This is a genomic window from Bradyrhizobium sp. 1(2017), from assembly GCF_011602485.2.
Taxonomy (GTDB): Bacteria; Pseudomonadota; Alphaproteobacteria; order Rhizobiales; family Xanthobacteraceae; genus Bradyrhizobium.
Genome location: NZ_CP050022.2, coordinates 4,952,420 through 4,968,822, shown reverse-complemented (window position 1 = coordinate 4,968,822; position 16,403 = coordinate 4,952,420). Strand labels below are relative to the sequence as shown.

The 16,403-nt window shown below is 64.7% G+C and carries 17 protein-coding genes; 9 read left to right on the top strand and 8 right to left on the bottom strand.

From position 1 onward, the window contains the following. Positions 1-54 precede the first annotated feature (54 nt). Positions 55-651, bottom strand: a complete 597-nt coding sequence (locus HAP40_RS23590) for a hypothetical protein (RefSeq protein WP_166815470.1) — start codon at positions 649-651, stop codon at positions 55-57. A gap of 153 nt (positions 652-804) precedes the next feature. Continuing rightward, positions 805-1,209 carry a DUF4260 domain-containing protein gene (locus HAP40_RS23585; protein ID WP_166815471.1) on the bottom strand — a complete coding sequence of 135 codons (405 nt, stop codon included), beginning with the start codon at positions 1,207-1,209 and terminating at the stop codon, positions 805-807. A 149-nt stretch (positions 1,210-1,358) separates the two neighbouring features. Between HAP40_RS23585 and HAP40_RS23580 the strand changes: the two genes are divergently transcribed. Then, the gene (locus HAP40_RS23580) at positions 1,359-2,891 is read left to right on the top strand and encodes an acyl-CoA carboxylase subunit beta (RefSeq protein ID WP_166815472.1); all 1,533 of its coding nucleotides are present in this window, start codon (positions 1,359-1,361) and stop codon (positions 2,889-2,891) included. Between the two features lie 95 nt (positions 2,892-2,986). Continuing rightward, entirely contained in the window at positions 2,987-3,334 is a 348-nt protein-coding gene (locus HAP40_RS23575; protein WP_166815473.1) for a hypothetical protein, read from the top strand. Positions 3,335-3,442: 108 nt separating this feature from the next. On the opposite strand, the gene HAP40_RS23570 is transcribed toward HAP40_RS23575, so the two are convergent. Then, positions 3,443-4,102 (bottom strand): glutathione S-transferase family protein, encoded by a 660-nt coding sequence (locus tag HAP40_RS23570; RefSeq protein ID WP_166815474.1) that lies wholly within the window; start codon positions 4,100-4,102, stop codon positions 3,443-3,445. A gap of 129 nt (positions 4,103-4,231) precedes the next feature. Between HAP40_RS23570 and HAP40_RS23565 the strand changes: the two genes are divergently transcribed. Continuing rightward, positions 4,232-4,546 (top strand): hypothetical protein, encoded by a 315-nt coding sequence (locus HAP40_RS23565; RefSeq protein ID WP_166815475.1) that lies wholly within the window; start codon positions 4,232-4,234, stop codon positions 4,544-4,546. 130 nt (positions 4,547-4,676) lie between these two features. Continuing rightward, a complete protein-coding gene (locus HAP40_RS23560) occupies positions 4,677-4,961 on the top strand; it encodes a twin-arginine translocation signal domain-containing protein (RefSeq protein WP_166815476.1) in 285 nt (94 codons plus the stop codon). Positions 4,962-5,118: 157 nt separating this feature from the next. Here HAP40_RS23560 and HAP40_RS23555 read toward each other — a convergent pair whose 3' ends face one another. The 3 genes from HAP40_RS23555 to HAP40_RS23545 all read right to left on the bottom strand — a co-directional run bounded on the left by HAP40_RS23555 (position 5,119) and on the right by HAP40_RS23545 (position 7,562). Further along, complete coding sequence (locus HAP40_RS23555; protein ID WP_166815477.1) at positions 5,119-5,370, bottom strand: GCG_CRPN prefix-to-repeats domain-containing protein; 252 nt, start codon at positions 5,368-5,370, stop codon at positions 5,119-5,121. Between the two features lie 286 nt (positions 5,371-5,656). Beyond that, the gene (locus HAP40_RS23550) at positions 5,657-6,667 is read right to left on the bottom strand and encodes an alpha/beta fold hydrolase (protein ID WP_166815478.1); all 1,011 of its coding nucleotides are present in this window, start codon (positions 6,665-6,667) and stop codon (positions 5,657-5,659) included. 196 nt (positions 6,668-6,863) lie between these two features. Continuing rightward, the gene (locus HAP40_RS23545) at positions 6,864-7,562 is read right to left on the bottom strand and encodes an ArsR/SmtB family transcription factor (protein ID WP_166815479.1); all 699 of its coding nucleotides are present in this window, start codon (positions 7,560-7,562) and stop codon (positions 6,864-6,866) included. Between the two features lie 146 nt (positions 7,563-7,708). Here HAP40_RS23545 and HAP40_RS23540 point away from each other — a divergent pair, with 146 nt between their 5' ends. From HAP40_RS23540 to HAP40_RS23530, 3 genes are read left to right on the top strand one after another with little or no spacing between them, the layout of a single operon-like run. Continuing rightward, entirely contained in the window at positions 7,709-8,017 is a 309-nt protein-coding gene (locus HAP40_RS23540; protein ID WP_166815480.1) for an NIPSNAP family protein, read from the top strand. A gap of 29 nt (positions 8,018-8,046) precedes the next feature. Continuing rightward, positions 8,047-8,397: an antibiotic biosynthesis monooxygenase family protein gene (locus tag HAP40_RS23535; RefSeq protein WP_166815481.1), complete on the top strand. Its 351-nt coding sequence runs from the start codon at positions 8,047-8,049 to the stop codon at positions 8,395-8,397. Between the two features lie 52 nt (positions 8,398-8,449). After that, on the top strand, positions 8,450-9,259 hold the full coding sequence (locus HAP40_RS23530; RefSeq protein WP_166815482.1) for an isocitrate lyase/PEP mutase family protein: 810 nt from the start codon (positions 8,450-8,452) through the stop codon (positions 9,257-9,259). Between the two features lie 120 nt (positions 9,260-9,379). On the opposite strand, the gene HAP40_RS23525 is transcribed toward HAP40_RS23530, so the two are convergent. After that, a complete protein-coding gene (locus HAP40_RS23525; protein WP_166815483.1) occupies positions 9,380-9,805 on the bottom strand; it encodes a hypothetical protein in 426 nt (141 codons plus the stop codon). Positions 9,806-9,965: 160 nt separating this feature from the next. Between HAP40_RS23525 and HAP40_RS23520 the strand changes: the two genes are divergently transcribed. Then, on the top strand, positions 9,966-10,610 hold the full coding sequence (locus HAP40_RS23520; protein WP_166815484.1) for a trimeric intracellular cation channel family protein: 645 nt from the start codon (positions 9,966-9,968) through the stop codon (positions 10,608-10,610). Positions 10,611-10,642: 32 nt separating this feature from the next. On the opposite strand, the gene HAP40_RS23515 is transcribed toward HAP40_RS23520, so the two are convergent. Next, positions 10,643-11,848 (bottom strand): c-type cytochrome, encoded by a 1,206-nt coding sequence (locus HAP40_RS23515; protein ID WP_166815485.1) that lies wholly within the window; start codon positions 11,846-11,848, stop codon positions 10,643-10,645. Between the two features lie 283 nt (positions 11,849-12,131). Between HAP40_RS23515 and HAP40_RS23510 the strand changes: the two genes are divergently transcribed. Next, positions 12,132-15,623 carry an indolepyruvate ferredoxin oxidoreductase family protein gene (locus HAP40_RS23510; protein ID WP_166815486.1) on the top strand — a complete coding sequence of 1,164 codons (3,492 nt, stop codon included), beginning with the start codon at positions 12,132-12,134 and terminating at the stop codon, positions 15,621-15,623. Positions 15,624-16,403 lie beyond the last annotated feature (780 nt).

The following is a 16,403-nucleotide window of genomic DNA, read 5'->3' as shown; positions in this document are numbered from 1 at the left end:
TTTTGGGCAGTAGAACAACCGGTGCGCGCGCTGTCAATTTGGCGCGCGTCCTTTTCAAGCAGGATCGGCCGTCTTCTTCGGCGTCAGCGTCTGGTCGATCGCAAAGCCGCCGATCTCGCTCATCGCCTGCGAGACCACGTCGCCGCGTCTCGCAAAACCGTTCGACAGATAATCAAACTGCGTCCGCGCCAGCCGCAGCACCTCGATCGGCACGGAGACCACGGTCTCGTTGAAACTGTCGACGGAGGCGCGCAGCGTATCGAGCTCGGTTGTCAGCTTGCCGATATGGCTTTCGGCATCCTGCATGAGCATGAGCACCTTGCCGCGCTCGGTATCGAAGGCGGCCCGCTCGGCCGCGGCCGCTGCGGTGACCTCGGCGAGCTGCGTCCGCAGCGCCGCGATCTGGCCGGCCATGGCGTCGGAGGCCAGCTCGGCGGCCTTTCGGAGCTCTGCGCTGCGCGTGCTTTCGATCTGTTGCTCGTGATAGAGCCGCTCGGCCGACATCGCCCGTTGCGCCAGCGACTCGATCAGGCTTGCTGCACGCAGCAGCATCTCGCCGTTCCGCCCCGACACCATGCTGGCCATGCGCCGCAGGAAGTCGATGGTTTCGGACGACGGCTTCGGCGGCAGGGGGACGACCGTCGCGGACATCTGAGATGATTGCGTGATGCTTGAGCCAATGACCACCGCCGTACCGACTGAGCTCACGCAACATTCGGCGCCTGATCGCGAGCCAGGAGCAAGCCTGAATCGGCTTGCCCGGTCAACCGGGCCGGGTCACCTAATTTGGGCAGCGCGCGGGGATCAGGCGCCCTTCTGCCGGCCGATCCGGCCGAGATGGGTGAAGCCGAATCCTGCCGAATATTTCAACCCATAGCCGAGCGCCCGGTCGATGCCGATATGGGCGAGCCAGATCAAGGCGATGGACAGGGTGAGCGGCGAGGCGAGGCCGAAGCCCAGCGTCAGCAGCGTCACCGGCAGCATGTAGCTGTGGGCGGCGTTGTAGATCATCGCGCCGAACCGGGCGTCGGACAGGTATGCCAGGAAGCTCAAATCCGGGACGAAGAAGAGCAGGGCGAACACCAGCCACGAGCCGCCCCAGGCCGCGTAGAGCATCACCATGCCTGCGAACAGGGTCAGGCCCTCCAGGCGAAGCAGGATATTGACGCCGCCTGTCGCAGCTCCTGTTTCGGTCGCTCGGTCGTCCATCTTCGTCTCCCAGGCAAAACTTTGAAATTCCTTGCGCTTTCACGCTGCGGCAAGGCAGCCCTGCGGTCCCGAAAGCGGCTTCCCGGGTCGCAAAATGCCGTGTTAGAACCCCCGGCAAGTGTGGCTTAGTTAAGAACTGGCGGGAGCAAATGAAACACATCCTGGACGCCCTTGAAGATCGTCGTGCCGGCGCAAAGCTCGGCGGCGGGGAGAAGCGCATCGAAGCGCAGCACGCCCGCGGCAAGCTGACGGCGCGCGAACGCATCGAGCTGCTGCTCGACAAGGGATCGTTCGAGGAGTTCGACATGTTCGTCGAGCACCGCTCCACCGAGTTCGGCATGGAGAAGAACAAGATCCCCGGCGACGGCGTGGTCACGGGGTGGGGCACCGTCAACGGCCGCAAGACCTTCGTCTTCGCCAAGGATTTTACGGTGTTCGGCGGGTCGCTCTCGGAGACGCACGCGCTGAAAATCACAAAGCTGCAGGATATGGCGATGAAGGCGCGGGCGCCCATCATTGGCCTCTATGATGCTGGCGGCGCCCGCATCCAGGAAGGCGTCGCCGCGCTTGCAGGCTATTCCTACGTGTTCCGCCGCAACGTGCTCGCCTCGGGCGTGATCCCGCAGATCTCCGTCATCATGGGCCCCTGCGCCGGCGGTGACGTCTATTCGCCCGCGATGACCGACTTCATCTTCATGGTGAAGAACACCAGCTACATGTTCGTCACCGGTCCTGATGTCGTGAAGACCGTCACCAACGAGGTCGTCACCGCCGAAGAGCTCGGCGGCGCCTCGGTGCACGCCACGCGCTCCTCGATCGCTGACGGCGCGTTCGAGAACGACGTCGAGACGCTGCTGCAGATGCGGCGCCTGATCGACTTCCTGCCGTCCAACAACACCGACGGCGTGCCGGAATGGCCGAGCTTCGACGACATCGGCCGGGTCGACATGTCCCTGGATACGCTGATCCCCGACAATCCGAACAAGCCCTACGACATGAAGGAACTGATCCTGAAGGTCGTTGACGAGGGCGATTTCTTCGAGATCGCGGACGCCTTCGCCAAGAACATCGTCACCGGCTTCGGCCGCATCGCGGGGCGCACCGTCGGCTTCGTCGCCAACCAGCCGATGGTGCTGGCCGGCGTGCTCGACAGCGACGCCTCGCGCAAGGCGGCGCGCTTCGTCCGCTTCTGCGACGCCTTCAACATCCCGATCGTCACCTTCGTCGACGTGCCGGGCTTCCTGCCGGGCACCGCGCAGGAATATGGCGGCCTGATCAAGCACGGCGCCAAGCTGCTGTTCGCCTATTCGCAGTGCACCGTGCCGCTCGTCACCATCATCACCCGCAAGGCCTATGGCGGCGCCTTCGACGTCATGGCCTCAAAGGAGATCGGCGCCGACATGAACTACGCCTGGCCGACCGCCCAGATCGCGGTGATGGGTGCCAAGGGCGCGGTCGAGATCATCTTCCGCAGCGACATCGGCGACCCCGACAAGATCGCGGCGCGCACCAAGGAATACGAAGACCGTTTCCTGTCGCCGTTCATCGCGGCCGAGCGCGGCTACATCGACGACGTCATCATGCCGCATTCGACCCGCAAGCGCATCGCCCGGGCGCTGGCGATGCTGAAGGACAAGAAGACGGAAATGCCGGCGAAGAAGCACGACAATTTGCCGTTGTGAGGACACGTAGCCCGGATGAGCGTAGCGACATCCGGGTCTTTGCACAGGTCCCGCATGTCGCTTCGCTGCGGGCTACCAATTGTTGCTGAATTCCCATGACCGAAGACGATCCGACCGACGAAATCTCCGACATCGAAGATCGGATCGAGGCGCTCGCCGAGATCGCCGAACGCTGCCGGAAGTACATCCTGGCCTCCAAGATCGCGATCGGCGGCGGGGCCGCGCTGCTGCTGATCACGATTCTCGGCCTGCTGGGGACAGGCCAGACCGCCGCGCTCGGATCGATCGCCTTGGTGCTCGGCGGAATCGTTTCGCTGGGGTCGAACATCAGCACGCTGCGGCAGACGGACGAGGCCATCAGTGCTGCGGAAGCGCAGCGCGCGGCGTTGATCGGGAGCATCGATCTCCGCCTGGTTACCGATGCGCCGCTGAAGCTGGTCTGACGCGGTGCCATAGGTAGGTTGGCCCGCGGCCGCGCGAAGCGCGGTCCGCCGGCGTAACCCACCAAAGCCTTCATCACCGGATCGAGACGTGGCGAATTACGCTGTCGCTCATCCGCCCTGCGAGCGCGCCTTATCCGCCGCCGCGAAATGCGCCATCTGGTCGGCGTGGGCCTTGGCGAAAGCCGGGCGGGCGGTGGCGCGCGCGAGGTAGGCGCGGCAGGCCGGATGGTCCACGAGCCCATCGAAGCCATTGGCGGGACGCAGCACGTCGGCCATCAGGATGTCGGCGACGGAGAACGAGCCCGCCAGCCATTCGCGGCTGGCCAACATCGGCTCGAGATGCTTGAGCCGAAGCTTGAAGAAGTCGTCCACGAATTTCCACGCCGGCGTGTCGGTCGGATGTCCCATGAACTTCGACATTGCCCAGGGCAGGCTGGCCATCTCCACCGAATTGAGCGCCGCGAACACCCATTTCGTCGCTTCAGCGCGACCGCGCGGATCCGAGGGCATCAGCTTATCGCTACGCTGGCCGAGGTGCAGCAGGATCGCGCCGGTCTCGAAGATCGAGACGTCGCCGTCGGTCAGCCACGGAACCTGGCCGAATGGCTGGTGCGCGAGGTGCAGAGGCCCGCGATCGTCGAACGGGGCGCTGGCGACGCGATAGGGCAAGGCGGCTTCTTCCAGCGCCCAGCGCACGCGAAGGTCGCGCACGAAGCCTCGCGGCGGCTCGGGAACCCAATCGAAGGTGGTCAGGGTGAGGTCGGCCATTTTGCTGTCTCCGTGTCCTGGTTCGTGCAAAGGACGGACGAAGGGCGCCCGTTCCGACACCGGCACGAACTCTTTTGTCGCCGGCCGCCGAAGCGGCTAGTCTTGCCCTAAACAACAGGAGGAAATCCGATGTCTGCTGCGTTTTTCGTCGTCCGCGCCATTGTCACCGATGCCAGCAAGCGCGCTGCCTTCGACCGATGGTACGAACGGGAACATCTGCCCGACGCGGTGAAGGCTTTCGGCGTCAGCAAGGCCTTGCGGTTCTGGAGCCTGGACGATCCCTCGGTGCATCAGGCGATGTATCAATTCGATGACGAGGCGAAGCTTGCGGCGATGCTCAAGGGCGACGCCCTGAAGCAGCTCGTTGCGGATTTCAACCGCGACTGGCCCGATGTGACGCGCACGCGCGAGACTCTGGTGCTGGCGCAGGCGTTCGCGACCTAGCGATCTCCGGCCTAAGAATTCTTCATCTTGCTCATCGTGAGTCTGAACGCGCGATTCAGCTTCGGTTCATGTCGTGGCCGCGACACTGCCCCTGCATCACAGGCACGATGATCCAACGAGGAAGAAAATTATGGAGCGCCGGAACTTTTTGAAACTTGCATTGGGCATTACGGCGGGAGCCGCTGCCTTTGCCGCGACTGCGCAGGCAGCACCGCTGTCTCCGCAGCCGGTCGGTGATCCCGCCCGCATGCCGCAAGGCAATGCCGACGCTCATCCCGCAGTCACCACCAGCGACGAAGCCGCCAAGCTGACGCCCGAACAGGTTCATTGGCATGGCCATCATCGCCACTGGGGCTGGCGCCATCGTCATTGGCGGCGTCATCGCCGGCGCTGGCACCGCCGTCATCACTGGTAAGCTCGCGAAGTTCGCGGATGGGACGGGGATCGCCGCTGGCGGTCCCCGTTTCGATTCTGGAGGCACGCCGATTCGGTGACGGAAACGAAAAAGGCTTCAAAAACGAAAATGGCCGCGCAGGCGGATGCCGCGCGGCCATCTTGCAATGCGAAGGAGATCAGATCGGGCGGCAGCGGCCGGCGTACCAGCGGAAGCCGTAGGGGCACACGCGTGCGCGGGGCACCACGACGACCGGAGCCGGAGCAACCACCACGGGCGCGGGACGCACGACGACCGCGCCGCGCATCGGACGGCAGCCGCCATAGGCGCCGCGATACCAGCCGGGGCCGCAACCGCCGGCGGCACTGGCCATCTCGCTGAACCCGACGACCGTGCTGGCGAGCACGACGGCTGCGAACAGATATTTCATTTGATCTTCCTTCTCGTCCTGGGGGGCAGGCTTAGTGGGATGGCGCTTGTGGCGCACAATGAATCAAGAGATACGATTCGACACGTTAAAATTGGAGAAACGTGCCGGCACGTCGCGATCCAAACCTGCCAATCATGACCTGAATGCGGCATGAACGTTCCCCGCATACGGCCTCAGGCGACGGCGATGGCGCTAGAGACCGTTCAGATGAATCTGATCGGTCTCTAGATCCTTTGGCTTTGACGTGTTTTCGCGCGAACCGGTCGCCACTTCGCGCGAAAACGCTCTAGCGGCCGAGAAAGCCCAGCACCAGTTCCCTGTACTTCTCGGGCGCCTCTAGGAAGACGAGATGGCCGGTATCCGGAATCACTTCGGCTCGCGCATTTGGCATCTTCGCGGCAAGCGCCTTCGCGAGCTCGGCGTTCTGCCCCATTCTTGCGCGCAGCGCCTCCGGCGCGAGCGGTCGGCCCGGCGCGTTGTGGTCGTCGGCGCCCATCACGAACAGCGTCGGCACCGTGATGAGCGGGATCTCATGCGCCACCGGCTCGCGATAGATCATCTGGCCGGAGCTGACGAAGGCGCGCAGCCAGCGCGGATAATCGGGACTGCCCTTGATGTTGAAACGGGCATCGATGAACGGGGTGATCGCCTCCGGCGGCAGCTTGATCGCATAATTGGTCTGGAGCTGCTTGCGATATCCCTCCGCGGTGAGCTTGTCCTCGGTCTCGATCATCTTGTCCGTCGGCGTCGGCGGCACATAGAGGCGGTAGTCCTCGAGCCCGATCGGTGCGGTCAGCACCAGATGGGCGACACGGTCGGGATAGGCGCGGGCGATGCGCGTGCCCAGCATGCCACCGAGCGAATGGGCGACGACCTCGGCCTTGTCGATCTTGAGGTGATCGAGCAGCGCAATGGTGTTGCGCGCCAGATTGTCGAAATGGAGCTCACCGGCCGGCTTGGACGATTTGCCGAAGCCGATCTGATCCGGCACCACGACACGGAAACCGGCCTCGCCCAGCATCTTGATGACGGGAGCCCAGTAGCTCGACGGGAAATTGCGTCCGTGCAGCAGCACGACAGTGCGTCCGTTCGGCTGCGCGGGAGACACATCCATATAGGCCATGCTGAGCTGCTCGCCGTCATTGACGAGCGGCAGGAGGTGCACGGGATAGGGATAGGCAAAACCTTCGAGCGCGATGCCATAGGGTTCGCGCGGCGCGGCGTCGGCGGCGTTGGCGGAAGCGAGTGGGGCGGTGAGGAGGACTGCGGCGAGCGCGGCCGGGAGGATACGGTTCATGGGGGTCTCTTGTTTGGAGCCGTCGTTCCGGGGCGCGTCGAAGACGCAAACCCGGAACCTCGAGATTCCGGGCTCGATGCTTCGCATCGCCCCGGAATGACCGTGGCCATAAAGACGTGGATGGCCGGGTCAAGCCTGGCCCATGACGAGATCATCCGATCACACGCAAACGTGCGACCCCACGTCGTTTCCGTGATCAATCCTTGCCGTCGCCAAACAGCGCGGCGAACTGCTTCTCGCCTGCGCGGGTGAAGTTCACGACGCGGCTGCCGGGCGTGGCGTCGCGCGCGGCCCATTTGAGCTCGGCGAAGCGCTGCATCATGGCGGCGCCGAGCGTGCCCGCGAGGTGATGCCGCCGCTCGCTCCAGTCGAGGCAGGCCTTGCACACCGGGCGGCGCGGATGGGCGAGCATATCAGGCGAGATCTGCAGATGCCTGGCGAGGAAGCGCTCCCCCTCGGCCGTGAGCTCGATGTCCTGCTTCCTCTGCCTGATCAGCTGCCGTGCGCGCATGGTGTCGAGCATCTGCACGCCGAGATCGCCGGCGAGATGGTCGTAGCAGATCCGCGCGCGCCGCAGCGCGGGATCCTTCGGCCCGGTGCGCACGCGCATGTGGCCGTTGCGCGCGGCAAGGCCCGCGAGCCCTTCGAGCACGCCGGCGACGTCGTCGTCGGTGAGGCGATAGTAACGATGCCGGCCCTGCTTCTCCGGCTCGACGAGGCCGCCTGCCTCGAGCTTCGACAGATGCGAGCTCGCAGTCTGCGGCGTGATGCCGGCCTCCTGCGCGAGCTCGCTTGCGGTCAGCGCGCGGCCGTTCATCAGCGCGGTGAGCATGTTGGCGCGGGCGGGATCGCCGACCAGCGAAGCGATCATGGCGATGTCGGGACCTGATTTCATGCTTCGATGGTAGCCGAAGCATTGCGGTCGAGCAAGGGCGTAGCGTGTCTCTGCAAATACGTCATTGCGAGCGCGGCGAAGCAATCCAGACTGCTTTCGCGGCGACGGCGTCGCTTTGCGTTATCGACGAGAAATCAGGAGCCACCATGTCCGTCACCGTCTTCATCCGCTATCAGCTCGATCCGTTCAAGCGCGCGCAGTTCGAGGAATATTCGAAGCGCTGGCTCACCATCATCCCGAAATGCGGCGGGGACCTGATCGGCTATTTCATGCCGCATGAGGGCACCAACAACATCGCCTTCGCACTCATTGCCTTCGAGAGCCTGGCCGCCTACGAAGCCTATCGTGCGCGGCTGCGGCAGGATTCCGAAGGCATGGCGAACTTTCATTTCGCCGAGGAAAACAAGTTCATCCTCGCGGAAGAGCGCACCTTCCTGCGCAAAGTGGTATTGTAGGCCACGACATCGTTTAGCAGGAGACGTCCATGATCGCCGTGATCTTCGAAGTCTGGCCGAAGCCGGAACACCGCCAGGACTATTTCGACCTCGCGGCCGACCTGAAGCCGCTCCTGCAAACCATCGACGGCTTCATCTCGGTCGAGCGTTTCGAGAGCCTGACGGAGAAAGGCAAGATCCTGTCGGTGTCGTTCTGGCGCGACGAGGCGGCGGTCGAGGCCTGGCGCAACACGATGGAACATCGGCGCACCCAGGCCAAGGGCAGGGCGAAGATCTTCGCCGACTATCATCTGCGGATCGCCAGCGTCATCCGTGACTACGGCATGACGGATCGGAACGAGGCGCCGAAGGACAGCCGGGCGGTGCACGACGCGCACTAGCAAGCCCGGGTCAGCGCGCCTATGTCTGCGCGGCCAACAAGGGAGAAACAACATGCACGTCACGACCGCGGACAAGCGCGCGACTTTCAGGAAGATGCACGAGCGCGGCTGCTTCATCCTGCCCAATCCGGTCGACGTCGGCAGCGCGAAGGCGTTGCAGCATCTCGGCTTCAAGGCGATCGCGTCGTCCAGCGCGGGCTTTGCCTGGACCATCGGCAAGGCCGACAATCGCGTCGCGGTCGAGGAAGTTTGTCAGCATCTGGCAGCATTGAGCTCGGCGGTCGACATTCCCGTGAACGCGGATTTCGAGGGCGGCTTTGCGGTCGAGCCGGACATGGTTGCGGGCAATGTCGAGCGCTGCGTGCGCACCGGCGTTGCCGGCCTGTCGATCGAGGATTCCACCGGCGAAAAGGCCAAGCCGCTCTACGATCGTGCGCTCGCGGTCGAGCGGATCAAGGCCTCGCGCCAGGCGATCGGAGACAGCGGCACGCTGCTGGTCGGCCGCTGCGAAGCCTATCTGTGGGGTGTCACCGACCTCAAGCTGGTCATCGACCGCCTGACGGCCTACGCGGACGCCGGTGCCGACTGCCTGTACGCACCGGGCCTGAAGAGCCGCGAGGACATCACGGCCGTGGTGAAGGCGGTGCATCCGAAGCCGTTCAATCTCCTGATCGGCGGCCCCGGCCTGTCGCTGCAGGAAGCCGCCGATCTCGGCGTACGCCGGATCAGCGTCGGCGGCTCGCTGGCCCGCGCCGCGTGGGGCGGTTTCATGCGCGCGGCAAAGGAGATGGCGGAGCAGGGGACCTTCACGGAGCTCGGAGGCGGCTACTCCGGCGGCGAGCTCAACAAGATGTTCAGCTAGCCAAACGAAAGCGGCGGGATGTTGCATCCCGCCGCTCGCGAATTCTCTCGGTGTCATGCCCCGCTACAGCGGGCGTACGTCGTGCCGGGCGATGACAGTCGTTGCGTCACTTCCGTTGCGTTACTTCGCGCCCTCAGACGGTGTCTGCGCATCCGGCGCCGGCTTTGCAGCTGGCATATCCGGAGCCGGGGCAGCCGGCTTGCTCGGCGCCGCGCCCGTGGTCACGCCCGGTTCGGTGTTGCTACGCGGCGTCACGTCACGCACGGCCGGAGGCGCCGCCGGATTGGTCGGCTGCGTCTGTGCGGTCTGCGAAGCGGGTGCGTTGCTGGCCTGGTTGTTCGTGCTGGTGTTGTTCAGGCCGTAGAATACGGCACCCAGCACCAGGGCAATCGCAACGGCGAACATCGCGACCTTGCCGCTGGAGGCGGGGCCTTCGCCCAGCTCGGGATCGGCCTGGAGTTCAGCATCCCGACGCGCCGCGCGAGCATACTCATCGTCGGCGAGGTTCGGGCGATACGGATCGTTGGGAAAACGCTCGTCAGCCATCATTGGTCTCCTCGTTTATTGCGGCTGGACAACCCGTGGATGCGAGATTCTGTTCCGGGCTCCCCAATGCTTTCGTCGCATGTTGCCCTTGTCCCGGGAATCGGGAACCTGTTCCATTGGGAACCGCCGGCGTGGGTTCCAACAGGGTGAGGAGGGAACAATGTGGAGCCTGCCGCCGAGCGATACCGTGCTGCACTTCCTATCCCTGGTCGCCGTGGCCGCGCAGGGCATGACCGCCGCGCTTGCTGCGGGGAGGCGCAGCATGGACTGGCTCGGTGTCTGTTTCCTCGGTTGCATCACCGCGCTTGGGGGCGGCACGCTGCGCGATCTCTTTCTCGGGCATTATCCGTTGGCCTGGGTCGCCAATCCGATCTATCTCGCGCTGGCCGGCGGCGCAGCCTTCCTCACCATCCTGATCGCGCGTCTCGTGCACCGGCTGAAAGTCGCTTTCATCGTGCTCGACGCCATCGGGCTCGTCGTCTTCACCATGGCCGGTTGCGACGTTGCCTGGCAGACGGGTGCCTCGCTGCCGATCGTCATCGTCTCGGGCATGGTGACCGGCTGCGCCGGCGGCGTGTTGCGCGACGTGCTCTGCAACGACGTCCCGCTGCTGTTTCGCTCCGAGCTCTACGCCAGCGTTTCGGTGGTGACCGGTCTGTTCTATGCCACCGCCTTCGGCCTCAAGCTCAACGCCGAGCTCTGGACCATCCTGACCTTCGTGCTGGGCATCAGCTTCCGCCTGCTGGCGGTGCGCTACAAATGGGAGATGCCGAAATTCGTGTTCACCGGCGATGAGGAGCGGTAGCTCCACAAAAAGCAGGCGGCGGTGAGCTGCGGCTACTCCTTACGCGCTTTCGCTACCTGCGCCGGCGTCACCAGCAGGCCCGCATTGCCCCAGGAATTGCGGATGTAGTTCGTCACTGCCGCAATTTCGTCGTCGGACAATTGCTTGGCATAGGCCGGCATCTCGCCGGTGTTGGGCGCGCGCGGCGTCGTCACGGTGTGGGCGCCGTCGAGGATGATGCGCAAGGTGGAGGATGGATTGATCGATTGCAGCAGCGCGTTGCCGGGCAGCGGCGGATAGATCCGCGGGCTGCCGGTGCCGTCGACCTCATGGCAGGCGACGCAGAGCTTTGCATAGACCGCCTGGCCCGCCTTCATCTCGGCATCGTCGGGCGGCGTGACGATCGTCTCGCGCCGCGCCGGAGGCAGGCTCTTCAAATAGACCGCGATCGCGCGCACATCGGCATCGCTCATCTTCGAGGTCGAATTGACGATCACCTCGGCCATCGGCCCGCCGGCATGGCTCCTGGCGTTGCGCCCGCTTTGCAGATATTCGGTGATGTCTCCGGCGCTCCACGACTTCAGCCCGGTGCGGCCGGCGCCGTCGAGCCTGGGCGCGTACCAGAAGCCGACCTCGCTGCCCGACAGCGCCTGCGCCAGCCTGTCCGCGCCGAAGTAATTCTTCGGCGTATGGCAGGCGCCGCAATGGCCGAGCCCGGTGACGAGATAGCCGCCGCGATTCCAGGCCGCGCTCTTGCTCTGGTCCGGCTCGAACAGGCCGGGCTTGAAATACAGATAGTTCCAGACCCGCATCAGGCCGCGATAGCCGAAGGGCCAGCGCAGCTCAGGCGGCTTGTTGCGGCTGGCGACGGGCGCCAGCGTCCCGAGATAGGCCCGGATCGCCAGCGTGTCGTCCTTCGTCATCCGCGTGAAATAGGGATAGGGAAACGCCGGATAATAGTTCGAGCCATCGGGCGCGACGCCATAGCGCAAGGCGCGGGTGAAGTCGGCATCGGCCCAGGCGCCGATCCCGGTGTCGCGGTCCGGGGTCAGGTTCGGCGCATAGATCGCGCCGAAGGGCGTATCGATGCGCTTTCCGCCCGCGAACGGCTTGGCCGGATCGGCGGTGTGGCAGCCCGCGCAGTCGCCGGCCTCGACCAGCGCCTTGCCATAGGCGATCAGCTCCGGCGACGGCGCAGCGGCGAAGGCCGCATTCGCAACCGCACTGCACAATGCGATGACAACCAGAATCGTCCGCATCGAAGGCCTCTCCTGCGACCAATCGCCGTCGACGCACCACAGGGGCGCGTCGATTCATTTCGCGACGGCGGGGGTATGGTGACACAAATTGAAAATGCCCAGCGTGTTTCAGGCCACGAAATTGCGATTTCTACCCGGCGCCCGCTTTGGTCCAGAATTGTGATGCGGAGCGTTAAATATCCGACATAGAGTGGCGCAGGTGGTCGGCGCGCCCTAGCTAAAAACAACGGGCAGGCAACGGCTTAAGCGGCAAAACCTGAACAGGGCGTGGAAAGAGGACAGCATGGGCATCAACCAGGGTCCGATCAGTCTCGATCAGAAATACACCCAGGAAACCGGACACGTCTTCACCACGGGCATCCAGGCCCTGGTCCGTCTGCCCATGGCCCAGATCCGGCGCGACCGCGCCAACGGCCTCAACACCGCGGGCTTCATCTCCGGCTATCGCGGCTCGCCGCTCGGCGGCTACGACCAGCAGCTCTTCGCCGCCCGCAAGCATCTCGAGCAGTACAACATCAAGTTCCAGCCGGGCGTGAACGAGGATCTGGCGGCGACCGCCGTCTGGGGCTCGCAGCAGCTCAACCTCTCGCCCGGCGCCAAATATGACGGCGTCGTGGGCATCTGGTACGGCAAGGGCCCCGGCGTCGACCGTTGCGGGGACGTGTTCCGCCACGGCAATGCCGCCGGCTCCGCCAAGAACGGCGGCGTGCTGTGTCTCGCCGGCGACGACCACGGTGCCAAATCCTCGACCGTCCCGCATCAATCCGACCATGCCTTCATGTCGGCGCTGATGCCGTACCTCTACCCCTCGAGCATCCACGAGATGATCGAGATGGGCCTGCTCGGCATCGCGATGTCGCGCTATTCCGGCTGCTGGGTCGGCATGAAGGTGATCACGGAGACGGTGGAGACCACCGCCGAGATCGACCTCACCGACGAGATGAAGCCGTTCATCATTCCCGCGGATTTCGAGCTGCCGCCCGGCGGCCTCAACCTGCGCTGGCCCGACGACCGCTTCGAGCAGGACCGGCGCCTGCAGGACTACAAGGGCTTTGCCGCGATCGCCTTCGCGCGCGCCAACAGGGTCAATCGCGTCACCATGGATTCGCCGAACGCCCGCTTCGGCATCATGGCGTCGGGCAAGAGCTATGAGGACGTGCGGCAGGCGCTGCGCGAGCTCGGGATCACCGAGGAGGTCGCCGCCAAGATCGGTCTGCGCCTCTACAAGATTGGCATGCCCTGGCCGCTGGAGCCGGAAGGCGTGCATCAATTCGCCGTCGGCCTCGAAGAGATCTTCATCGTCGAGGAGCGCCGCGAGATCGTCGAGAACCAGGTCAAGCAGGTGTTGTTCAACTGGCGCGACGACGTGCGCCCGCGCATCGTCGGCAAGATGGACGAGCACGACAAGCGGTTCCTGACCTTCGCCGCCGAGCTCAGCGTCGCCTCGCTCGCGACCTCGCTGACCGAACGGTTGCTTCGACTTGATCTCAACCCTGAAATCGCGGAGATGCTCCGCGTCAAGGCCGACTGGTTCAACGGCCGCCAGGCGACCCAGATGCAGGCGGTCGCGCCGGTCTCCCGCACCCCGTATTTCTGCTCAGGCTGTCCCCACAACACATCGACGAAGGTCCCGGAAGGCAGCCGCGCGCTCGCCGGCATCGGCTGTCACTTCATGGCGCTGTGGATGGACCGATCGACCGAGACGTTCACGCATATGGGCGGCGAGGGCGTGCCCTGGGTCGGCATCGCGCCGTTCACCAACGAGAACCACATCTTCGCCAATCTCGGCGACGGCACCTATTTCCACTCAGGTCTTCTGGCGATCCGGCAGGCGGTCGCGTCCAAGACCAACATCACCTACAAGATCCTCTACAACGACGCCGTCGCTATGACCGGCGGTCAGCGCCATGACGGCGATCTCTCGCCGCAGCAGATCACCTTCCAGCTCCACGCCGAAGGCATTCGGGAGATCTACCTGGTCTCGGAGAATCCCGATTCATATCCGGCCAGCACCATCGCGCCCGGAGTGAAGCTGCATCATCGCGACGAATTGCAAGACGTCATGAAGATGTGCCGCGAATACAAGGGCACCTCGGCGATCGTGTTCGTGCAGACTTGTGCGGCCGAAAAACGCCGCCGCCGCAAGCGCGGCCTGATGGAAGATCCGGCGCGCCGCGTCATGATCAATCCGGCGGTCTGCGAAGGCTGCGGCGATTGCTCGGTGCAGTCGAACTGCATCTCGGTCGAGCCGCTGGAAACCGAGTTCGGTCGCAAGCGCGCCATCAACCAGTCGTCCTGCAACAAGGACTATTCTTGCGTGAAGGGGTTCTGCCCATCCTTCGTCACCGTGGACGGCGGCAAGCCGCGCCACCGTGCGCCGGCGGAGCTTGCTGATATCGGCGCATTGCCTGAGCCGGCCTCACGCCCGACACTCGACAAGCCCTACAACATCGCGGTCGGCGGCGTCGGCGGCACCGGCGTGCTCACCATCGGCGCGCTGCTCGGCATGGCCGCCCACATCGAGGGCAAGGCCTCGATGATCCTCGACATGTCCGGTCTGGCGCAAAAGGGCGGTGCGGTGCTCAGCCATGTCCGCCTCTCGGATCATCCGGCGGAGGTGACCTGCTCGCGCATCGTCACCGGCACGGCCGATCTCGTGCTCGCAGCCGACGAGGTGGTTGCGGTCGCCAAGGACACGATCTCGCTCTGCGACTCCAGCCGCACCCGCGGCATCATCAACAGCCACGTCATCCCGACCGCCGACTTCGTCCTCAACCGCGACTTCAATTTCCAGACCCGCAAGCTGAACGGGCTTCTGGAAACTGCGCTGCACAAGGAGTCCGCGTTCTTCGACTTCACCAAGCCGGCCGAGCAACTGCTGGGTGACTCCATCGCCACCAACATGATGATGATGGGCTATGCCTATCAGAAGGGCCTGTTCCCGCTGTCGGCGGAGGCGATCGAGCAGGCGATCGAGGTCAACGGCGTCTCGATCAAGATGAACAAGGAAGCCTTCCGCCTCGGCCGCCTCGCGGTCGCCGATCCCAAGCGTCTTGCCGACATGCTGAAGGGGACTGACGAGGTCGTTGCGCCCAAGTCCCTGGATGCGATGACGCTGGACGAGGTCATCGAGCATCGCGCCAAGCACCTGGCTGCCTATCAGAACAATCGCCTCGCCAAGCGTTATCGCAAGCTGGTCGACCAGATCCGCGAGGCCGCGGAGAAGGGCGGCTACGGCGATGCGCTGCCGCGCGCGGTCGCGGTGAACTACGCCAAGCTGCTGGCCTACAAGGACGAATACGAAGTCGCACGCCTCTACAGCGACGGCGCCTTCGAGCAGCAGCTCCGCGACCAGTTCGAGGGCGACTTCAAGTTCAACTTCAATCTGGCCCCGCCGATTTTGGCGCGCGGCGTTGACGCCCTTGGCCGCCCGAAGAAGCGCGCTTTCGGGCCGTGGATGCTGAAGGTCTTTCGCGTGCTGGCGAAGTTCAAGTTCCTGCGCGGCACCCCGCTCGACGTCTTCGGCCGCAGCGCCGACCGCAAGCTCGAGCGCGATTTGATCGCCGGCTATGAGAAGGACGTCGCCACCGTGCTCGGCCTGTTGTCGCCGGTCACCGTCGACACCGCGGTCGAATTGCTGTCACTGCCCGATCGCATCCGTGGTTACGGTCCGGTGAAGGAGAAGGCGGTGCACGACGCCAAGGCCCGCTACGCCCAGCTCGCCGCCGATTTGGCGAGCCCGCCGCCGGCCCCGAGGCAGATCGCGGCGGAGTAGGGGAGTGCCGTAGGGTGGGCAAAGCGAAGCGTGCTCACGTCTGTGGGATCGATCTCGGCGAGATGGTGGGCACGGCGCGTTGCGCCTTTGCCCACCCTACGGCAACATCCGTGGTGTTGCCCGTCGGGCAAAACACCCATGCGGCGGGTCAAGTCCCGCGCATAAAGATATTCCGCTTTACCGAAATTCGGAATTGTCGTATCGGTGCGCCACCTCATCCCAGTCAAAGGGGCGTATCGCGACCGTCACGAAACGCGGGGTGAGCGGCGGTGGGCGCGGGCTGCGTCACGCGAGCGGTTGTCTCGCGGCACGACGGGCGCGGTCTCGCGTACGGCAAAATCGTGTGGTCCTGACGCCCGGGGTCTGTGCGTCAAGTCTTGCGGTCATCCGCAGGGCGACGGGGGCAATAGTGCAACGCTCCCCGGGGAGAGCACGACATAAGCCGTCAAACCACTGCGCAGGGAAGGCCGGATGTTTGGCTCCACCTGTATGCCGCTGTGCATCTGTTCTTCGCGCATTCGCGCACAGCGGACCGTGGGTGCCCAGCCGGCACCCGGTCTTCCCTGCGCCCTCTGTTTGGAGAGGGAGCAAGACGGAAGCAAAACTCGGGCGAAAACCGCCGCGAGGATGCGGTGGTGTGTCTGCTAGACAGGTCTCGTGCCCCGGACGCTGCGCAGCACTCCCGGCGATGCGAAGCATCGTCCGGTGTGATGCGCTGCAGAGCCGGGGCCCAGAACCTTCGCACACTGAATTCGCGGCTGCATGGGTCCCGGCTCTGCG

Coding starts and splice junctions, on each gene's coding strand:
- HAP40_RS23520 (WP_166815484.1), top strand. CDS start 9,966: ATGTGGAGCCTGCCGCCGAGCGATACCGTGCTGCACTTCCTATCCCTG.
- HAP40_RS23560 (WP_166815476.1), top strand. CDS start 4,677: ATGGAGCGCCGGAACTTTTTGAAACTTGCATTGGGCATTACGGCGGGA.
- HAP40_RS23535 (WP_166815481.1), top strand. CDS start 8,047: ATGATCGCCGTGATCTTCGAAGTCTGGCCGAAGCCGGAACACCGCCAG.
- HAP40_RS23580 (WP_166815472.1), top strand. CDS start 1,359: ATGAAACACATCCTGGACGCCCTTGAAGATCGTCGTGCCGGCGCAAAG.
- HAP40_RS23545 (WP_166815479.1), bottom strand. CDS start 7,562: ATGAAATCAGGTCCCGACATCGCCATGATCGCTTCGCTGGTCGGCGAT.
- HAP40_RS23590 (WP_166815470.1), bottom strand. CDS start 651: ATGTCCGCGACGGTCGTCCCCCTGCCGCCGAAGCCGTCGTCCGAAACC.
- HAP40_RS23555 (WP_166815477.1), bottom strand. CDS start 5,370: ATGAAATATCTGTTCGCAGCCGTCGTGCTCGCCAGCACGGTCGTCGGG.
- HAP40_RS23550 (WP_166815478.1), bottom strand. CDS start 6,667: ATGAACCGTATCCTCCCGGCCGCGCTCGCCGCAGTCCTCCTCACCGCC.
- HAP40_RS23515 (WP_166815485.1), bottom strand. CDS start 11,848: ATGCGGACGATTCTGGTTGTCATCGCATTGTGCAGTGCGGTTGCGAAT.
- HAP40_RS23585 (WP_166815471.1), bottom strand. CDS start 1,209: ATGGACGACCGAGCGACCGAAACAGGAGCTGCGACAGGCGGCGTCAAT.
- HAP40_RS23575 (WP_166815473.1), top strand. CDS start 2,987: ATGACCGAAGACGATCCGACCGACGAAATCTCCGACATCGAAGATCGG.
- HAP40_RS23530 (WP_166815482.1), top strand. CDS start 8,450: ATGCACGTCACGACCGCGGACAAGCGCGCGACTTTCAGGAAGATGCAC.
- HAP40_RS23510 (WP_166815486.1), top strand. CDS start 12,132: ATGGGCATCAACCAGGGTCCGATCAGTCTCGATCAGAAATACACCCAG.
- HAP40_RS23570 (WP_166815474.1), bottom strand. CDS start 4,102: ATGGCCGACCTCACCCTGACCACCTTCGATTGGGTTCCCGAGCCGCCG.
- HAP40_RS23565 (WP_166815475.1), top strand. CDS start 4,232: ATGTCTGCTGCGTTTTTCGTCGTCCGCGCCATTGTCACCGATGCCAGC.
- HAP40_RS23525 (WP_166815483.1), bottom strand. CDS start 9,805: ATGGCTGACGAGCGTTTTCCCAACGATCCGTATCGCCCGAACCTCGCC.
- HAP40_RS23540 (WP_166815480.1), top strand. CDS start 7,709: ATGTCCGTCACCGTCTTCATCCGCTATCAGCTCGATCCGTTCAAGCGC.